The 18,032-nt window shown below is 67.2% G+C and carries 18 protein-coding genes; 9 read left to right on the top strand and 9 right to left on the bottom strand.

Translation table 11 applies throughout. From position 1 onward, the window contains the following. The first annotated feature begins 154 nt into the window (after window positions 1-154). The gene (gene xseA / locus ACE10X_RS07900; protein ID WP_038388031.1) at window positions 155-1,777 is read left to right on the top strand and encodes an exodeoxyribonuclease VII large subunit; all 1,623 of its coding nucleotides are present in this window, start codon (window positions 155-157) and stop codon (window positions 1,775-1,777) included. Window positions 1,778-1,793: 16 nt separating this feature from the next. On the opposite strand, the gene ACE10X_RS07895 is transcribed toward xseA, so the two are convergent. Further along, window positions 1,794-2,624, bottom strand: coding sequence for a dienelactone hydrolase family protein (locus ACE10X_RS07895; protein WP_038388027.1), 831 nt, complete (start codon window positions 2,622-2,624; stop codon window positions 1,794-1,796). Between the two features lie 184 nt (window positions 2,625-2,808). Between ACE10X_RS07895 and ACE10X_RS07890 the strand changes: the two genes are divergently transcribed. Further along, window positions 2,809-3,036, top strand: a complete 228-nt coding sequence (locus tag ACE10X_RS07890; protein ID WP_016848019.1) for a DUF2093 domain-containing protein — start codon at window positions 2,809-2,811, stop codon at window positions 3,034-3,036. A gap of 14 nt (window positions 3,037-3,050) precedes the next feature. Here ACE10X_RS07890 and lpxK read toward each other — a convergent pair whose 3' ends face one another. From lpxK to ACE10X_RS07860, 6 genes are all read right to left on the bottom strand, one after another. After that, complete coding sequence (gene lpxK / locus ACE10X_RS07885) at window positions 3,051-4,073, bottom strand: tetraacyldisaccharide 4'-kinase (RefSeq protein WP_038388028.1); 1,023 nt, start codon at window positions 4,071-4,073, stop codon at window positions 3,051-3,053. Then, window positions 4,066-5,400, bottom strand: coding sequence for a 3-deoxy-D-manno-octulosonic acid transferase (locus tag ACE10X_RS07880; RefSeq protein ID WP_050384218.1), 1,335 nt, complete (start codon window positions 5,398-5,400; stop codon window positions 4,066-4,068). Before ACE10X_RS07880 ends, lpxK begins: the two co-directional genes overlap by 8 nt. Beyond that, a complete protein-coding gene (locus ACE10X_RS07875) occupies window positions 5,363-6,076 on the bottom strand; it encodes a lysophospholipid acyltransferase family protein (protein ID WP_038388032.1) in 714 nt (237 codons plus the stop codon). The genes ACE10X_RS07880 and ACE10X_RS07875 overlap by 38 nt, the downstream gene beginning before the upstream one ends. Further along, entirely contained in the window at window positions 6,073-6,321 is a 249-nt protein-coding gene (locus tag ACE10X_RS07870) for a DUF4170 domain-containing protein (protein ID WP_016848023.1), read from the bottom strand. The genes ACE10X_RS07875 and ACE10X_RS07870 overlap by 4 nt, the downstream gene beginning before the upstream one ends. Window positions 6,322-6,466: 145 nt before the next feature. Continuing rightward, window positions 6,467-7,276 (bottom strand): 3'(2'),5'-bisphosphate nucleotidase CysQ, encoded by an 810-nt coding sequence (locus ACE10X_RS07865; protein WP_038388033.1) that lies wholly within the window; start codon window positions 7,274-7,276, stop codon window positions 6,467-6,469. Continuing rightward, window positions 7,263-8,651 (bottom strand): TldD/PmbA family protein, encoded by a 1,389-nt coding sequence (locus ACE10X_RS07860; RefSeq protein WP_038388034.1) that lies wholly within the window; start codon window positions 8,649-8,651, stop codon window positions 7,263-7,265. The genes ACE10X_RS07865 and ACE10X_RS07860 overlap by 14 nt, the downstream gene beginning before the upstream one ends. Window positions 8,652-8,925: 274 nt before the next feature. On the opposite strand from ACE10X_RS07860, the gene ACE10X_RS07855 reads away from it, so the two are divergent. Continuing rightward, a complete protein-coding gene (locus ACE10X_RS07855) occupies window positions 8,926-9,450 on the top strand; it encodes a DUF6101 family protein (RefSeq protein WP_038388035.1) in 525 nt (174 codons plus the stop codon). A 215-nt stretch (window positions 9,451-9,665) separates the two neighbouring features. Here the strand turns inward: ACE10X_RS07855 and ubiA are convergent, their stop codons facing one another. Further along, window positions 9,666-10,598, bottom strand: coding sequence for a 4-hydroxybenzoate octaprenyltransferase (gene ubiA, locus ACE10X_RS07850; RefSeq protein WP_038388036.1), 933 nt, complete (start codon window positions 10,596-10,598; stop codon window positions 9,666-9,668). A 10-nt stretch (window positions 10,599-10,608) separates the two neighbouring features. Beyond that, on the bottom strand, window positions 10,609-11,343 hold the full coding sequence (locus ACE10X_RS07845; RefSeq protein WP_038388037.1) for a hypothetical protein: 735 nt from the start codon (window positions 11,341-11,343) through the stop codon (window positions 10,609-10,611). A 456-nt stretch (window positions 11,344-11,799) separates the two neighbouring features. On the opposite strand from ACE10X_RS07845, the gene ACE10X_RS07840 reads away from it, so the two are divergent. The 6 genes from ACE10X_RS07840 (at window position 11,800) to ACE10X_RS07815 (ending at window position 18,016) form a co-directional block, all read left to right on the top strand. Next, window positions 11,800-12,549 (top strand): 16S rRNA (uracil(1498)-N(3))-methyltransferase, encoded by a 750-nt coding sequence (locus ACE10X_RS07840; RefSeq protein WP_375764134.1) that lies wholly within the window; start codon window positions 11,800-11,802, stop codon window positions 12,547-12,549. 264 nt (window positions 12,550-12,813) lie between these two features. Further along, window positions 12,814-13,980 (top strand): ATP phosphoribosyltransferase regulatory subunit, encoded by a 1,167-nt coding sequence (locus tag ACE10X_RS07835; protein WP_038388043.1) that lies wholly within the window; start codon window positions 12,814-12,816, stop codon window positions 13,978-13,980. Then, window positions 13,977-14,954, top strand: coding sequence for an ATP phosphoribosyltransferase (gene hisG / locus ACE10X_RS07830; protein WP_016848035.1), 978 nt, complete (start codon window positions 13,977-13,979; stop codon window positions 14,952-14,954). The genes ACE10X_RS07835 and hisG overlap by 4 nt, the downstream gene beginning before the upstream one ends. Window positions 14,955-15,095: 141 nt before the next feature. Further along, window positions 15,096-16,142, top strand: a complete 1,047-nt coding sequence (locus tag ACE10X_RS07825) for a glycosyltransferase family 2 protein (protein WP_038388039.1) — start codon at window positions 15,096-15,098, stop codon at window positions 16,140-16,142. Next, a complete protein-coding gene (locus ACE10X_RS07820) occupies window positions 16,139-16,981 on the top strand; it encodes a ChbG/HpnK family deacetylase (RefSeq protein WP_304557533.1) in 843 nt (280 codons plus the stop codon). Before ACE10X_RS07825 ends, ACE10X_RS07820 begins: the two co-directional genes overlap by 4 nt. Before the next feature lie 180 nt (window positions 16,982-17,161). Beyond that, complete coding sequence (locus tag ACE10X_RS07815) at window positions 17,162-18,016, top strand: DUF2076 domain-containing protein (protein WP_304557532.1); 855 nt, start codon at window positions 17,162-17,164, stop codon at window positions 18,014-18,016. Window positions 18,017-18,032 lie beyond the last annotated feature (16 nt).

The following is an 18,032-nucleotide window of genomic DNA, read 5'->3' as shown; positions in this document are numbered from 1 at the left end:
ATCAGAGGGGTTGTAACGCCATTTCGTCCGGTTTAGCACGCTCCCGAACCGCAGCAACACGCGGTTCGATCAGATGTGGATATGTGATTCGACGCCTGAAACGCGGCGTCCGGACCTTGCACACGGGGTCGAAAACCCCGATTCTATGGATCAGATGACCGCTGCTCCGAATCTCGTCAACGCGCCTGAATTCACTGTCTCGGAACTCTCCTCCGCCCTGAAGCGGACGGTGGAGGACCGCTTCGGCCATGTCCGTGTCCGCGGCGAGATTTCGGGCTTTCGCGGCCCGCATTCCTCCGGCCACTGTTATTTCGCCCTGAAGGACGAGAGCGCCAAGATCGAGGCGGTGATCTGGAAGTTCGCCCACGCCCGCATGCGCTTCAAGCCGCAGGAGGGCCTCGAGGTCATCGCCACCGGCAAGCTGACCACCTATCCGAACTCCTCGAAGTACCAGATCGTCATCGATTCGCTGGAGCCGGCCGGCGTCGGCGCGCTGATGGCGCTGATGGAGGAGCGCAAGAAGAAGCTCGCCGCCGAGGGCCTGTTCGACGAGGCCCGCAAGCAGCTTTTGCCCTGGCTGCCCGAGGTGATCGGCGTCGTCACCTCGCCGACCGGCGCCGTGATCCGCGACATCCTGCACCGGCTGGAGGACCGCTTTCCCCGCCGCGTGCTGGTCTGGCCGGTCAAGGTGCAGGGCGACGGCTCGGCCGAACAGGTGGCGGCCGCGATCCGCGGCTTCAACGCGCTGCCGGAGGACGGCCGGATTCCACGGCCTGATCTCTTGATCGTCGCGCGCGGCGGCGGCTCGCTGGAGGACCTCTGGTCGTTCAACGAGGAGATCGTGGTCCGCGCCGCGGCCGAGAGCCACATCCCGCTGATCTCGGCGGTCGGCCACGAGACCGACATCACGCTGATCGACTTCGTCGCCGACAAGCGCGCGCCGACGCCGACCGCGGCCGCCGAAATGGCGGTCCCGGTGCGCAGCGAGCTGTTCGTCGAGGTTGCCGCGCTCGCCCGCCGCACCATGGTGTGCTGGCAGCGCGCCCAGGAGGCCCGCCGCAACGAGCTGCGCGCCGCGGCGCGGGCGCTGCCGGCGGCGCACGAGCTGCTGGCGATCCCGCGGCAACGGCTCGATCATCTCGCAGCAGGGCTGCCGCGCGGACTGAAGGCCAATACGCACGCGCATTTCCGCCGCTTTGCCGCCAGCAGTTCGCGCCTCACCATCGGCGTGCTGCGCGGCCAGATCGCGCATGCGCGGCAGCGGCTCACCGCATCCGGCGAGCGCATCACGCTGTCGGCGCGCGCGCTGCTGCATCGCAGGCGCGAGCGCTTCAGCGGTCTCGAAATCCGGCTCAAGGCCTCGAAGCTCGCCAATGCCAAGGCCCAGCGCAACGCCATCGCCCGCGACCTCGAGCGCACCCACCGGCTCGGCGAGCGCGCCCGGCGCGCATTGGTGACGACGATGCAGCGGCTCGAGGCACGCGTCGCCCATAGCGGCCAGCTGCTATCGGCGCTGTCCTATCGCGGCGTGCTGGCGCGCGGCTTTGCGCTGGTGCGCGACGAGCACGGTCACGCCCTGCACTCCGCCGCGGCGGTCGGACCGAACGACGGCCTTTCGATCGAGTTCGCCGATGGCCGCGTTGCCGCCACCGCTGACGCCAATCAGCCTCCGGCAACGGTGGCGCCTGAGAGCCAGCCGAAGCCTCAGCCGCGTGAGGCGAAACCGGCGGCGCCGAAGCGCGTCACCAAGCCGGTGGACCAGGGCAGCTTGTTCTAGCTCGGCAACAACTGTCTTAGCGCGACAGCCACTCGGCGACTTGCTTTTGCGCATCCTTGCGCGCGCCGGTATCGGTGCCGATGTGACCGCGCTCGGCGATCTCGGCATCGGAGGCCGCGACCGCGTGCAGCGGCAGGTTGGGCCGGTCGAAGCCGTGATAGGCCTCGGGATAGACCACGATCCGCGCCAGCGCGCTGCGGCCGCGGGCGCCGTCGACCATCTGGTGGCAGGCCGATGACGATGTCACGTCGTCGCGCGCGCCGATCAGGACCAGCGTCGGCACCCGCGCGCTCCAGCCGAGGCCGAACGAAGCGCGGCAATCCGGATAGAACGCGACCGCCGAGCGAAAATCCGGCTCGACGTTGCGCGACCACATCTGCGGCCGCACCGCCCACAGCAAAGCGGCGGCGCCGTTGCCCCAGCCGATCAGGCTGATGCGGCGCTTCGCCACCCATTTCTGCTGCACCAGCCACTGCCGCGCCGCGTTGATGTCGGCGACCCGCGCGCGGCGGGTCTGCACCTGATGCTCCCTGATGCGGCACTGCGGACCGAGCTCGCGCGAGCCGTAGCTGTCCGGCAGCAGCACCGCATGGCCGGTCGTCAGCAATTCCTCGGCCCAGTCGCGATAGCGCGGCAGGACCGGCTCGGAACGGCCGGCGAGACCGCCGCAGCCATGCAACGCGATCACGGTCGGGAACGGGCCATCGCCATCGGGCCGGTAGAGCTGCGCGTGCAGCGTGACGTTGCCTTCGGGGATCTCGACCTGATGCGGGGCCGGGAGTGGCGCCGCGGCCGCGGCCGGCACGGCAAGCATGGCGAGGAGCATGAAAACTGGCTTGAGGCGCATCCGATCCGGTCGGCTCGTTATGGCGCTGCAAACACAGCGGACCACAGGCGCAACGCTACCATGCGCCTCCGCCGCCAAATCATCACAAGTCGGTGGTTTAACGGGCGGACATGACACCCTATCTGTGATAGACGGTTTCATCGACATAGGTGGCCTCGTTGGAGGCAAGGCGGAGAGCTCAATCGTGCTGAACAAGTTCGGTCCCTCGGGCCATGGCGAAGCGCAGGTGCAATATCTCGACGGCGATTTCCGCGTGATCTCGCCCGGCACCTTTGTGCGTTGTGCCATCACCGACGTCCGGATTCCGCTCGACGAGCTGAAGTACTGGAGCGTCGATCTGCAGGAAGCCTACGCCACCCCGACCGCCGTGCTGCAGCGCCATCATCCCGGCGTCCTCAAGCCGCAAGCCTAGGCTCGACGCCGGGTTCATTTGCGCAAGCTCCTGTCCCGCGCCCTGAACAGCTGATCGGCCACCAGGCGCCGCAGCGCGTCGCCATCATCGAATTGCAGCGTCACCGCGAACGGCACGATCGCCTGTGCCCAGGCCGGCATGCCGTCCGGACCACGTAACCGCGCGAGATCCTTTTCCGTCGTCACCAGCGTCAGCGCGTCGCGACGCGCGTCGGCAACGAGCTGATCGATCTCCTCCTTCGTGAAGGCATGATGATCGGCGAAAGCCTTGCTGCGCACGACGTCGACACCGCTTGAGCGCAACGTGTTGAAGAAGCGCGCGGGATCGCCGATGCCGGCAAAGGCGAGCGCACGTGTTCCGCTCAGCGCCGCCAGCGAAGCCTGGTCCGGCTTCAGATGCGCCGACAGCACCGGCTTGCCGCGGGACGCGAGATCGGCCGCAATCCTTTGCGCCGCGCTCCCCTCGCCGACCACGATCAGCGCGTCGGTCCGTTCCAGCTGCGGCGACAGCGGCGCGCGCAACGGTCCCGCAGGAATCACGCGGCCATTGCCGACGCCGCGCGTGCCGTCGATCGCGATCAGGCAGGTGTCCTTGAGCACGCTCGGATTCTGGAAGCCGTCATCCATCAGGATCACGCTGGCATCCTGCGCGCGCGCCAGCGCCAGGCCCGCGGCGCGGTCGCGCGACACCACGACCGGCAAGCTCGCCGCCATCATTAGCGGCTCGTCGCCGACATCGGCTGCCGTGTGGCCGTCGCGATCGACCTTGACCGGGCCGCCGAGCCTGCCGCCATAGCCGCGGCTGAGCACCACCGGCCGCTCGTCAATTTCGCGCAGCAATTTCGCCAGCGCCAGCACCGTCGGCGTCTTGCCGGCGCCGCCGACATGGTAATTGCCGACGCAGATCACGGGAATGCCGGCGTCGACGCCGGATTGCCGCATCCGCCGCGCGGCGACCGCGCCGTAAAGCGCGGCAAGCGGTTGGAGCAGTTGCGATGTCCAAGACGACGGCCGGTGCCAGAAGGCCGGCTCACGCATTGGCGGCTCCCATCTCGAGCCGCAACTGCAACAGATAGGGCTCGAGAGCGGTCACCGTGCGCTCCAGCGCGCCACCGAGCTGTTCGACGACGCGCTCGGAGGCCGCCAGCGAAGTGTCGCGTGCCGCGGAATCAGCAAGGAACTGGCCGAGCTGCTTGACCAGCGCTTCCCGATCATCGGCGCGCCGCGCGCCGCCGGCGCGATCGAGCGCCTCATAGACATCGGTGAAGTTGAACACGTGCGGGCCGTGCACGATCGCCGCGCCAAGCTTGATCGCCTCGATCGGATTCTGGCCACCATGCGCGACCAGCGAGCCGCCCATGAACACGATCGGCGCGAGGCGATAGAACAGGCCGAGCTCGCCCATCGTATCGGCGACATAGATATCCGTCGTCGCGACCGGCAGATCCTCATGCGAGCGCAGGCCGGGGCGGAGGCCCGCCTCCGTCACCAGCCGCGCCACCGCCTCGCCGCGCGCGGCATGCCGCGGCACGATCACTGTCAGCAGGCCGGGGAAGAATCCCGCGAGCGACTTGTGCGCCTCGATCAGGATCTCTTCCTCGCCGGGATGGGTCGACGCGGCGACCACGATGGCGCGGCCGCGGGTCACCGACATCAGCCGCTCCAGCTTGGCCGGATCGGCCGGCGGCGCCGCGACGTCGAGCTTGAGGTTGCCGGTGACGACGACGTTGTGGCTGCCGAGCGCGGCGAAACGTTCGGCGTCGGTGTTCGACTGCGCGAGGCAGATGTCGAACCGTCCGAGCAGCGCGCCGATGGTGTTGGAGACCCGGCGCCAGCGCGGGAACGAGCGCTGCGACATCCGCCCGTTGATCAGCACCATCGGCAGCCGCCGCGCGGCGCTCGACAGGATCAGGTTCGGCCACAAATCGGATTCGATGAACAGCGCCAGCGACGGATGCCAGTGATCGAGGAAGCGCGTCACATAACGCGGCGAGTCGTACGGCACGTATTGATGGATGACGTCGGGCGGGAAGCGCTTGGCGACGATCGCAGCCGAGGTCACCGTGCCCGAGGTGAGCAGGATGCGCAGATTGAGCGCGCGCAGCCGCTCGATCAGCCCGGCCGCCGCCAGCACCTCGCCGACGCTGGCGCCGTGAATCCACACCAGCGGGCCCTGCGGCCTGGTATCGGCGCTCACGCCGCGCCGCTCGCCGACGCGTTCGGGATCTTCCTTGCCGAGCTTGAGCCGCCGCTTGATCAGGGCAGGCGCGAGCGGCACCATCGCGGACGACAGCTTGCGGTACACACGCAACGTCATCGGTAGCGAGCTAGCCAAGCGCTGCCTCCGGCCGCCCGACCGCTGCATAGGCACGTCGGGTCGCTTCGTTGAGAAGTTCCTCCACGTGCTGCCGAAGCTTTTCCATCGTCGCGGCGTCGGCGTCGGGCGGCACATAGACCGGCTCAATACCTACCACTGCGCCGCGCCCGAATGGCAAATTGATGGTGGTCGAATCCCAGTTTTTCAACCGGATGAATCGGCTGGTGACCATCGCAAAGGGGATGATCGGCCGGCCGCTCTCCCGCGCCAGCATGATGGCCCCGAGGCCCGCCACCCGCGCCCGCTTCGGCACGTCGGCGGTGGTGGCCATGTTGCAGCCGTCTTCCAGCGCCCGAACCATCTCCAGGAAGGCGCCGACGCCGCCCTTGCGATGGAACGCGCCGGAATGATCGCCGGAACCTCTGATCGTGCCGATGCCGAGCCGCTCCACCGCGAGGGCGTTGAACTCGCCGTCGCGGTGGCGGGAGATCAGCACCTTGGCGCGGTAGCTCTCCTTGGTCTTGATGAACGGCGTCATGAAGTGCTGACCGTGCCAGAACACGAAGATCGCCGGCATCAGGGGCTCGACGATCCCGTACACGTCATGCGGCTGGTAGCTGAAGCGGTTGGTGTACCACACCAGCCGCAGATACTCGGCCGCAAGCACACCCAGCGCGCGCTGCACGAAGCCGCTGCGCAGCAGATCGCGAAAAAGTCGTTTCAATGGGAATGCTTTGTGTCCTGCTCAGGATCGAGCAACCGGTGGAGATGAACGACGAAATAGCGCATCTGGGCGTTGTCCACGGTCTGCTGCGCCTTCGCCTTCCAGGCTGCATAGGCGGTCGCATAGTTCGGGTAGACGCCGACGATCTCGACTTCGTCCAGATTCTTGAAGGTGTTGTGCTCGAGATCGGTCAACTCGCCGCCGATCACGAGATGAAGCAGCTGGGGCTGGGCATTGTCTGACATGATGGTGGTTTTCCTAACGAGATGCCCGGCAAACAAATGAAGTCGTGGTCGTCACAGGTCTGGTCGTCACAAGTCTGGTCGTCACAAGGCTGTCGCAGCAGGTCTGGTCGTCACAATCGGAAACGCGGCGCGGATCGGCGGGGCCTCACGGCAAAGGACGGCTGCGAAAATGCTCGACAATGCGTGCATGACGTTCGCGTCCTGCTGCCACCAGCACCCCATGCGTCACCTCCCGGCGATTGTACTCAATCGCGTCCCCCGAGAGCGCAGTCATCTTACCACCCGCTTCCTGCACGATCAAATTCGCGGCGGCAAGATCCCAGTCGCGGCTTTGCCCGCCCGCAAAGGCCGCGTCAAGTCGACCTTGTGCTACACGGCACAACCGCAGCGCCAGCGATCCGATCCGCGGATAGAGCGTGATCTCGTCCGGCGTCGGGCTGAGCCGCTGCACCAGCGGCTTCGGTCCCGCCATCCGTGGAAAATTGAAATCGGTGCCTGCGGTTGCATGCACCGCGCCGTCGTTCAGGGTGGCGCCCTGTCCGCGGGCGGCGAAGAAGAATTCCTCGCTGACCGGCGCATACACCGCCGCGAGCACCGGCGCTGCATTTTCAACCAGCGCCACACTGACGCACCAATCCTCGCGGCCGGCGAGATAGGCGCGGGTGCCGTCGATCGGATCGACGATCCAGGTGAAGCGCCTGCCGAGGCGGGAGTCGTTGTCGGCGCTCTCTTCCGACAGCCAGCCGTAGCCAGGCGTTGCCGAACGCAGCTGCTGCTCCAGCAGGTCGTTGACCGCGATGTCGGCATCGGAGACCGGCGAGGACGCGCCCTTGATCCAGTTCTTCAATTCGGTGCGGAACAGCGACGATGCGAGCCGGCCCGCTTCCCGCACCGATCTGGTCAGCAAGGCGGCATCGCGCGCCTTGGTCCAGTCGTCCGTATCAGCGTCCGCCAAGCGTCAGGCCCTCGGTGCGCAGCGTCGGCGAATTGACGCCGTAGCGGAATTCCAGATCGTTGGCGGCGACCAGCGACTTGAACATCGGCAGCAGATGGCCGGCGATGGTCACTTCGCTGACCGGATAGGTGATCTCGCCGTTCTCGATCCAGAAGCCGGACGCGCCGCGGCTGTAATCGCCGGTCACGCCGTTGACGCCGGAGCCGATCAGGTCGGTGACATAGAAGCCCTGCTTGATGTCGGAGATCAGCTCCTTCGGCGTCACCGCACCGGGCTCGAGATGCAGATTATACGTTCCGGGCGACGGCGAGGACGACACGCCGCGATGCGCATGCCCGGTCGTCACCAGGCCGAGCTCGCGCGCGGTCGCCGAATCCAGCACCCAGGTGGTGAGCACGCCCGCATCGATCAGCGCCGTCTTCTTCACCCTGACGCCCTCGGCATCGAAGGTCTGCGAGCGCAGGCCACGCACGCGCAAGGGATCGTCGATGATGCGGATGTCCCTGGAGAACAGCTGCTCGCCGAGCTTGTCCTTCAGGAAGCTGGTCTTGCGCGCGATCGAGGCGCCGTTGATGGCGCCGACCAGATGGCCGACGATCGAGCCGGCGACCCGCGGATCGAACACCACCGGCACCTTGCAGGTCTCGACTTTGCGCGGATTGCCCCGCGCCACCGCGCGCTCGCCGGCCTTGCGGCCGACGGTGGCAGGTGAATCGAGATCGGAGGCATGCGGCGCGCTGGTGAAATCGTAGTCGCGCTCCATGCCGGTGCCCTCACCGGAAATCGCCGTCGTCGAGATGCCGTGGCTGGAGCGCAGATAAGAACCGTGGAAGCCGGTCGACGTCACCAGCACCATGCCGCCGATCCCGGTCGAGGCCGACGCGCCGCCGGACTTGGTGACACCCTTGACCGCGAGCGCCGCAGCCTCCGCCTCGATCGCGCGCTGCTCCAGTTCGGCCGTGCTCGGAACCTTGCGATCGAGCAGATCGAGATCGGGGAAATCGCGGGCGTGGAGCGCCGGATCGGCGAGACCGACATATTTGTCGTCCGGCGCCACGCGCGCCATCGCGACCGCACGCTCGGCAAGCTTGGCGACCCCGTCGCCGCTGACGTCATTGGTCGACACCACCGCCTGGCGTTGGCCGACGAACACCCGCAGGCCGACGTCATCGCCTTCGGAGCGCTCGGTTTCCTCGACGCGGCCGTCGCGCACCTCGACGCCCTGCGAGACGCCGCGCACCGCGATGGCATCGGCCGCATCGGCGCCCGCGCGCTTTGCGGCATCGACCAGGCGCTGCGCGAGGTCGCTCAGGCCCGATTGGTCAAACAGATCGGAGGTATCGCCGTGTCGCGATGCAGATGGTGAAGAGTTCACGAACGAATTCCTGCGGATTGAGGGGGGCCGGGAACGAGGTCGACAGATCCACCAGATGTGTCGGTTTCACAGGGATTTCAAGCACTTTGCACCGGCAGGCAACAAAGATTTGAGTGATCGGGACAAGGCTTCGTCAATCATGCGGGCCAACCTCTTGTCAATCATGGCACGAGGTGAGGAGGGATTAACCAGGCTTTTTAAGGGGGAACGGACATCGCTCGGCTAGGCTCTCACACAACGACCGGGAACAAAATCCCGGCGGGGAGACAGAGCTTTGAGGCGTCAAACACCAACAAGCGGAATCAATTCCGCCGGGTCGAGCTGCGCATTGCGGCTCGACCCTCTTTCCCTTCCGCTCAGCTTCCACGCGCAGGACGCGCGCGCGGATGGCGGCATGCGGCAGGTCGAGCTTCATCGCGAACATGTCGTGCTGCGCCGTGCCGTTCTCGGCATGCGGATGGCGGTCAATGTTCGCGTCAGCGACTTTCTCGGCGTCGCGGTGCGCGGGATCGACGACGCGCAGATGCTGGTGCTGGTTCACCGCGATCCCGCGCTCAGCATTCCGCTCGGCTCCAGTTCGGATGCCGAAGAGATCAGCTCCGCCTGGCAGATGTGGAGCGACATCTTCCGTCTTCCGCAACTGACCGAGCCGGCGCCGCGGACGCCCTCCCCGCGCCGTCGCCGCCGCAACGCGATCCGCGCGCGGAGGCCGAAATTCCTGGTCCGCCGCCGCGCGGGCTTCCGGCTCCACGGCACCAGCGTGCATCGCGGCGAACGCGAGATCATCGCGCGGAATTAGTTTTATCGTTTCTTCGTACACAGCTCGCCTCACAACCGCTGTCGTCCCTGCGAAAGCAGGGACCCATACGCCGCAGCCGACGTTGTGGAGACGCGACTTGTCGTTCCAGCCTCGCTCAACAATGAATGTTGGTGGTTATGGGTCCCTGCTTTCGCAGGGACGACACGAATGTGTGGTTCGGCCGGTGAGTCAGACATCCGCGTGAGGGAGCGCGGCTACGCTGCCTGCAGCACCGCGTCGACGACCAGGCTCGCGAACAGGATGAAGCCGGCGTCGCGGTTGGACTTGAAGATGCGCAGGCAGAGCGCGCCATCGCTGATGTCGAGCCGCCGGACCTGCCAGGCGAGATGCAGCGCGAACGCCGCTAGCCCAATCCAGGCCGGCCAGCGCGCCCCCGCAAGCGCGAACGCCACGCCGATCAAGAGCACGGCGAGACCATAGAATATCACCAGCGCACGATGGGTGCGTGCACCGAACAGGCGCGCGGTGGATTTGACGCCGATCAGCGCATCATCCTCGGCGTCCTGATGGGCGTAGATGGTGTCGTAGGCGATCACCCAGGCGATCGATCCGGCGTAGAGCGCAATCGCGGCCAGATCGATGCGCGCGAGCGTCACCGCAAATCCCATCAGCGCGCCGTAGGAGAAGGCGAGGCCGAGCACGACCTGCGGCCACCAGGTGATCCGCTTCATGAACGGGTAGATCGCGACGATCAGAAGCGAGGCGATGCCGGTCATGACAGCGAAGCGGTTGAACTGCAGCAGCACGAGAAGCCCGATCAGCGCCTGCAGGACCATGAAGACCACCGCCTGCGTCACCGTGACCTGCCCCGCCGGGATCGGCCGCGACCGCGTGCGTTCGACCTTGGCGTCGAGATCGCGATCGGTGATGTCGTTCCAGGTGCAGCCGGCGCCGCGCATCACGAAGGCGCCGATGAAGAACAGCAGGACCACGAGCGGCAGCGAGCGCACGTCATGCGCGACGCCGGCGGCAAGCGCCGCCGACCACCAGCACGGCATCAACAGCAGCCAGGAGCCGATCGGCCGGTCGTAGCGCGCAAGCCGCAGATAGGGCCGCGACCAGACCGGCGCATGGGTATCCACCCAGTTGCCTGTGGAATCGGCAACGCGGGTGGAGACATCGCTCATGGGTGATCCATCAACGGGTGAGGACGTTGCCGTTCAGCGTATCGAAGGTGCTGCCGCCCTTCTTGGTCGGCGTCGCTTCCGGCAGCGAGGCGGACGAGCCGAGCACGTCGCTCAAGGTCGGCCCGGCAGGCCCACGCGGCTGCGCCGCCGCCTGCTCCGCGACATTGCAGACCTTCTTCAGCAGCGCTTCGGTATTCTTGTGTCCGGCCTTGAGCTGGTCGGCGATCTGCGGCGGAATTCCGCACTTCTGCGCGTTGGTGTCGACATATTTGATCATCTTGATCTCGGCCTGGCTGTAATTGCCGATCAGCTTGCAAGCCTCCTGGGGGCTGGCGTGGCGATCGCTCGCCGCCTTGATCGCCTTGCCGCGCTTCTCCGCATCCTCACGCAGCGGCGTGAAATTCTTCATGCAGGCGTCGGCGGCACCACCACCACCCGCACCCGGCGGGGGCGGCGACGACAGCCCGCCACCGGCGATGGGGGCCGCGCCACTGCTCGGAAATGCCGACGGCGTGGCACCGACCCTGGCCGCCGGCGCGCCGTTGACCGGCGGGAATGCGGAATCCGAGGCGGTTCCGGCCTGGCTTGGACGCATGCCATTGACCGGCGGAAACGCGGGGTCGGACGCGGTGCCGGCCTTACCGGCCTGATTAGGCAACGGGGCCGGAAAGGCGCTCTGCGCGGCGGCTTGCCCCACGGACAGGGCGGTCGCGGCAACGGTCAGCACGATCAGTCGGCGGATCATCGAGGGTGTTTCTCCGGCAAAAGGTCCAGGCAACCCCAGCGCAACAAAAACGAAGCAACGAATTTTGGGGGCGTTTTACGATTCCTGTGAGGCCTTAACAACCCGTCGATTTGGGCGACAGCGCGGCGTAGGGCCACACCGGCCACATTAAATTGTTCCCCGATTCTAAGCCTTTAGGCTACGAACGGCGGTAAAACCGGACCATCAAATTTGCCTGAACGCGATTTTCGGCAAGGCCTCGGTTTGGATTAACGGCCCGATGCCGCGCACGGGCGACTGAAAAGCAAAAGGGGCTGCGTGCAAGCGGCCCCTTTGGACTAAAGAAATGACTTGGTGACTGAAGCAATATATCGACGCCTCCTTACTACCCGGCCGGCGAGTTCCTGACGAGTCCGCGGGACTACGGTGTCGCATCGTTTGGTAAACTTGCCACACCGCAATGAAGCCGCCTCGGACATGCCTGAACACGATTTTCGCAGCCCCCGCCTGTTTGTCGATGCCCCGCTCGGCGCCGGCGCAACCGTTCCGCTCGCACGCGACCAGAGCAACTATCTCGGCAACGTGCTGCGGCTTAACGCCGGCGACAGCGTGCTGGTGTTCAACGGGCGTGACGGCGAATGGCGCGCCGAGATTTCCGGCCGCAAGCGGGCCGACATGCTGACGGTATCAGCGCAGACCCGCGCGCAGGACCGCCCGCCCGATGTCAGCTATGTGTTCGCGCCGCTGAAGCATGCGCGGCTCGACTACATGGTGCAGAAGGCCGTCGAGATGGGCGCCGCGCGGCTGGTGCCGGTGCTGACACGCTTCACCCAGGTGTCGCGGGTCAACGGCGAGCGGATGCGCGCCAATGTGGTCGAGGCGGCCGAGCAATGCGGCATCATCTCGCTCGCCGAGGTCGCCGATCCCCTCCCCCTCGAACGTTTCCTGGCGGGGCGCGATCCGGCGCGGCTGCTGGTGTTCTGCGACGAGGCCGCCGAGGTCGAAAGCCCGGTGCGGGCGCTGCAGGCGGCAACGGCCGCGAACGCCGGCATCGATGTCCTGATCGGCCCGGAAGGCGGCTTCGCCGAGGAAGAGCGCGCGCTGCTGCTGCGCCAGCCCGCCATCCTCCGCCTCGCCCTCGGCCCGCGCATCCTGCGCGCCGACACCGCCGCCGTCGCCGCGCTGGCACTGGTGCAAGCCGCACTGGGGGATTGGCGTTCTGCGTAGCCCGGATGAAGCGTAGCGCCATCCGGGAAAGCCTCTCGGCGGCGCGAGATGCCCCGGATTTCGCTGCGCTTCATCCGGGCTACGGCCACCCGGTTGTGGGGAACATCTGCCCCTAGCCAAGCCGTCGTAAAATCGTTAACGCACGCAATCATTAAGCCACTTGGCCGATCGCTGTCGAAACCCCGATCCGGCCATGGTAAGGGCTGCCCCGAACCACCCTTGGAACCCCCACCGGAACCGAATCCGGACCTATTGGACGTCGAGATGACCGAAGCTGCCGCACCACGATCCGCCGCCGGATCCGCCGTCTGGGCGGATGCGCTGCTGGCCTCGTTCGCGCAGGCCGGCTATCAGAGGTCCGAGCCCGCGATCCTGCAGCCGGCCGAGCCCTTCCTCGATCTCTCCGGCGAGGACATCCGCAAGAGCCTTTACCTGACGACGGACCCGAGCGGCGAGGAGCTCTGCCTGCGCCCGGACCTCACGATCCCGGTGGCGCGCGATTACCTCGCCTCCGCCCGCGCCGGCCAGCCCGCCGGCTTCAGCTATCTCGGCCCGGTGTTCCGCTATCGCGGCGGTGCGCCGAGCCAGTTCCTGCAGGCCGGCATCGAATCGTTCGGGCGGCAGGATCGCGCCGCGGCCGACGCCGAGATGCTGGCGCTGGCGCTGGAGGCGACCACGGCGTTCGGGTTGAAGGACGTCGAGATCCGCACCGGCGACGTCGCGCTGTTCAACGCGCTGATCGATGCGCTCGACCTCTATCCGGTGTGGCGGCGCCGCCTGATCAAGGACTTCAACCGCAAGGTCTCGCTGACCGACGACATCGAGCAGCTGACGCTCAAGACCGCGCCGGGCCGCAACGAATATGAGGGCGTGCTCGCTGCGCTGGCCGGCTCCGACCGCAAGGCGGCGCTGGCGCTGGTCACCGATCTGATGTCGATCGCCGGCACCACCAATGTCGGCGGCCGCACGGTCGCCGAGATCGCCGACCGTTTCCTCGAGCAATCGACACTGAAGGGCGGCGCGCTGCCGCGCGACGCGGTCGCGACCATCAAGCGCTTCCTGGCGATCGCGGGCGATCCCGACGACGCGGTCGCGCAACTGCGCGCGCTTGCCTCCGACGCCAAGCTCAATCTTGCCGCCGCGATCGACCAGCTCGAGAGCCGGATCGGCTTCATGGCCGCGCGCGGCATCGACATCCGAAAGGCCCGGTTCTCCACCGCGTTCGGCCGCGGCCTCGACTATTACACCGGCTTCGAGTTCGAACTGCACGCCAAGGGCAACGGCGCCGAGCCGCTGGTCGCCGGCGGGCGCTATGACGGGCTGATGACGCAGCTCGGCTCGGCGAGCCCGATCCCCGCGGTCGGCTTCTCGGTCTGGATCGAGGCGATGACCCGGCATGGCCAGGCCACCTCCTTCGGAGGCGCCCAATGAGCACGCCCTTCGTCGTCGCCGTTCCCTCCAAGGGGCGGCTGCAGGAAAACGCCGAAAGCTTCTTCGCCCGCGCCGGGCTGACCTTGTCGAAGGCCGGCGGCGCCCGCGACTATCGCGGCACCATCGCCGGCGTCGACAATGTCGAGATCGCCTATCTCTCGGCGAGCGAGATCGCGGCCAATCTGGCTCGCGGCTCGGTGCATCTCGGCGTCACCGGCGAGGACCTGGTGCGCGAGAGCATTCCCGATGCCGACAAGCGCGTGCTGATGATCGAAGGCCTCGGCTTCGGCTATGCCAATGTCGTGGTCGCGGTGCCGCAGGCCTGGATCGACGTCCGCACCATGGCCGATCTCGACGACGTCGCCTCCGGCTTCCGCGAGCAGCACAATCACCGCATGCGGGTGGCCACCAAATACATCAATCTGACGCGCGGCTTCTTCGCCAGGCACGGCGTCGGCGACTACCGCATCGTCGAAAGCGCCGGCGCCACCGAGGGCGCGCCTGCCGCCGGCACCGCCGAACTGATCGTCGACATCACGACGACAGGGGCGACGCTCACCGCCAACGGGCTCAAGGTGCTCGACGACGGCGTCATGCTGCGCAGCCAGGCCAACCTCGTTGCGTCGCGGGATGCCGACTGGTCGACCGGCGCCCGCGAGACCGCGCGCGTCATCCTCGACCACATCGCGGCGCGCGCCCGCGCCAGCAAGTATCGCGAGGTCCGCACCCGCTTCGCCGGCTGCAACGATGCGCTGCTGTCGGAGGCGCATAACCGTTTCGGCGTCGTCGCCCCGTTCGGCGGCCCGACCTCGTCGGGCATGCTTACGCTGCACTGCCCACCGGGCAAGCTCTACGCGCTCGGCAGCTTCCTGCGCGAGCACGGCGCCGAAACCGTGTCGGTGGTATCGCTGGACTATGTGTTCGATCGCGAGAACCCGCTGTTCGCCCGGCTTGAGGCGTTCCTGCGACAATGAGGCGGCCACGCCGTTCATGTTGGCGACAGCTGCCCTGCGGTACCATATTGTGTTCGAGGGATCTCTCGTTTTGACGCGTTTTCCTTGCGCGAGGCGGAAGGCCATTTCGCTCGAAGACGCTCTAGTTCTGGAACCTGACCGATGATGCTGGGCTCTGACGTTTCCAGCCTGACCACGACCGCCAAGACCGCCGCCGCGCAGGGTCTGTCGATCGTCGTGCCCGTCTGCAACGAGGCGGCCGGGCTTGCGGCGCTGCATGAGCGGCTGATCGACCTCACCAAGACGCTGCGCGCCCGCTACGGCCTCGCCTGCGAGGTGATCTATGTCGATGACGGCAGCGCGGACAACACGCTGACGATCGCGCGCGGCCTGCCCGCTGACGGGCTCGACCTGCAGGTGGTGTCGCTGTCGCGCAATTTCGGCAAGGAGGCGGCGCTGATGGCCGGCCTCGACCATGCCCGCCGCGGCGCGGTGCTGTTCATGGACGGCGACGGCCAGCATCCGCCGACGCTCGTGGAGCAACTGGTCGCACACTGGATCGATGACGGCTACGACGTGGTCTACACGGCGAAGGCGCATCGCGACAATGAATCGGCCGCACGGCGGCTGGCCGTGCGCGGCTTCTACGCGCTGATCAACTGGGGCGCCCGGCAGCAGATCCCGGAGGATGCCGGTGACTTCCGCCTGCTGTCGCCGCGCGCGGCCGCGGCCCTCCGGCAATTGCCGGAGCGCAACCGCTTCTTCAAGGGCCTCGCCAGCTGGATCGGCTTCCGGCAGATCCGCGTCGACTACGAGCCGGCGCCGCGCGCGCACGGCGTCACCACCTTCAATGCCGGCCGGCTGATCGGCCTGTCGATCGAGGGCCTGACCTCGTTCTCGGTGGCGCCGCTGCGCTTTGCCAGCCTGCTCGGCGCGCTGCTCGCCGGCGCGGCGTTCCTGTTCGGCCTCTCGATCCTGTGGGAAGTGTTGACCACCGGCAAGCAGGTCCCCGGCTATCCGTCGCTGATGATCGGCATGATGACGATTGGCGGCGTGCAGCTGATCATGATCGGCATCGTCGGCGAATATATCGGCAAGATCCTCTCCGAGCTGAAGGCGCGGCCGATCTACTTCGTCGCCGAGCACACCGAGAAGCACGCCGACGGCGGCGCAGCGCAAAATGCCTCCGAGCGGACCGCCGCGGAATGAACACCGATACGCCGCGCCGGATCTGGCTGTGTGCTGACGATTATGGCTTGAGCGACGGCGTCAATCGCGCGATCCGCGATCTGATCGAGCGCGGGCGCCTCAACGCGACGTCGGTGATGATGGTGGCGCCGGCGATCGGCCGCGAGGCAGCTGCCGCGCTCACGGCGTCGGTGGCGAACAGCCCGCGCTGTGCGATCGGGCTGCATGTGACGCTGACCGCGCCGTTCCGGCCGCTGACGATGCATTTCCGCCCGCTCGACGGCGACATGTTCCTGCCCTTCCCACGGCTGCTGCGCGCCGGGCTGATGCATCGGCTCGACGCCGAACTGGTCCATGCCGAGGTGCTGGCGCAGCTCGACGCCTTCCATGATCTGTTCGGCCGCGCACCCGACTTCGTCGACGGTCATCAGCACGCGCAGCTGTTCCCGCAGGTGCGCGACGGCTTCCTGCGCGCCGTCAAGGAGCGCGCGCCCGATGCCTGGGTGCGGCAGTGCGGACGCGAAGGCCCGCTGGCGCGCCAGCTGGCGGCGCCGAAGGCGCTGGTGCTGAACGTGCTCAGCACGCAATTCCGGATCAAGGCACAGCGAGCGGGCCTGCGGTTCAATCCGGCCTTCGCCGGCGCCTATGATTTTACGCGCGGCAATGATTTCGCGGCGCTGATGCAGGGCTTCCTCGAGGGCATGCCGGAGGACGGGCTCGTGATGTGCCATCCCGGTTTTGTCGATGAAACGCTGAAGAGCCTCGACCCGCTGACGACGCAGCGCGAGACCGAGCATGCCTATCTGGCAGGCGACGATTTCCCCGCGCTGCTGGCCCTGAATAAAGTTACACTGGCCTGAACCGGTCCCCACCCCGCATCAAGTGCGGGGCTGGCTTCGCTCGAAAACGCTTCAGGTTCACCAAAAACCGCCGGTCGTATTGTCGCATACATAAATTTAATTCTGGCCCCCACTCCTTGCGCCACAAACCCAGTCCTACATCCCGGACGCACCGATTCGATCGGCGCGATGGAGAACGCCATGACACCGCAAGAACGCCAACTGATCGACGATCTCTTCGACCGGCTCGCCAAGCTGGAGAATGCCCCGCGCGACGGCGAGGCCATGTCCGCGATCGTGCAGGGCCTGCGCGGCGCGCCGAATGCGGTCTACGCGCTGGTGCAGACCGCGCTGGTTCAGGACGAGGCGCTGAAGCGCGCCCATGACCGGATCCAGGAACTCGAGGCCGCGGTCGGCCAGCAGCAGGGAGCCCAGCAGCAGGGCGGCGGTTTCCTCGATTCGATGCGCGATGCGATCTTCGGCGGACAGGGCCAGCAGCATGGTTCGGTGCCGCCGGTGCGGGCGCCCGACATGGGCGGCCGCGATCCGGGCGGCCGCCCGGTCTGGAACTCGGGCCAGGCGATGCAGCAGGCCGGCGGCGGCTATGGCCAGCCTTACGGCCAGCCCGCGCAATCCTACGGCCAGGGCTATGGCGGCCCGCAGCCGCCGGCGTTCGGCGGTGGCGCTCCCGGTGGCGGCGGCGGTTCGTTCCTCGGCACCGCAGCGGCGGCCGCGGCCGGCGTGGTCGGCGGCGGACTGTTGCTCTCCAGCATCCGTGGCATGATGGGTGGCGGCAGCCACCAGTCGATGGCCGATGCCGGCGGCCTCGGCGGCGGTTCACGCCCGTGGGGCGGTGACCAGTCGTCGAGCGACCTCGCCCGTGACGCCGGGATCAACGATGTCGGCTCCAACCGCGACAGCGGCTCGCGCGCCGGCGCGTTCGACCAGGCGCAGGCCGACCGGGACAGTGACGATGATCAAGACGCCGACGACTTCGACAATGATGACGACGGCTTCGATGGTGGCGGCGACGGCGACGACAGCAACTACGCGTAAGTGTGTGCGTATCGCA

It is taken from the genome of Bradyrhizobium sp. Pha-3 (genome assembly GCF_042258325.1).
Taxonomy (GTDB): Bacteria; Pseudomonadota; Alphaproteobacteria; order Rhizobiales; family Xanthobacteraceae; genus Bradyrhizobium; species Bradyrhizobium elkanii.
The sequence above is the reverse complement of the archived record's forward strand: the minus strand, read 5'-3'. Positions and strand labels throughout refer to the sequence as shown.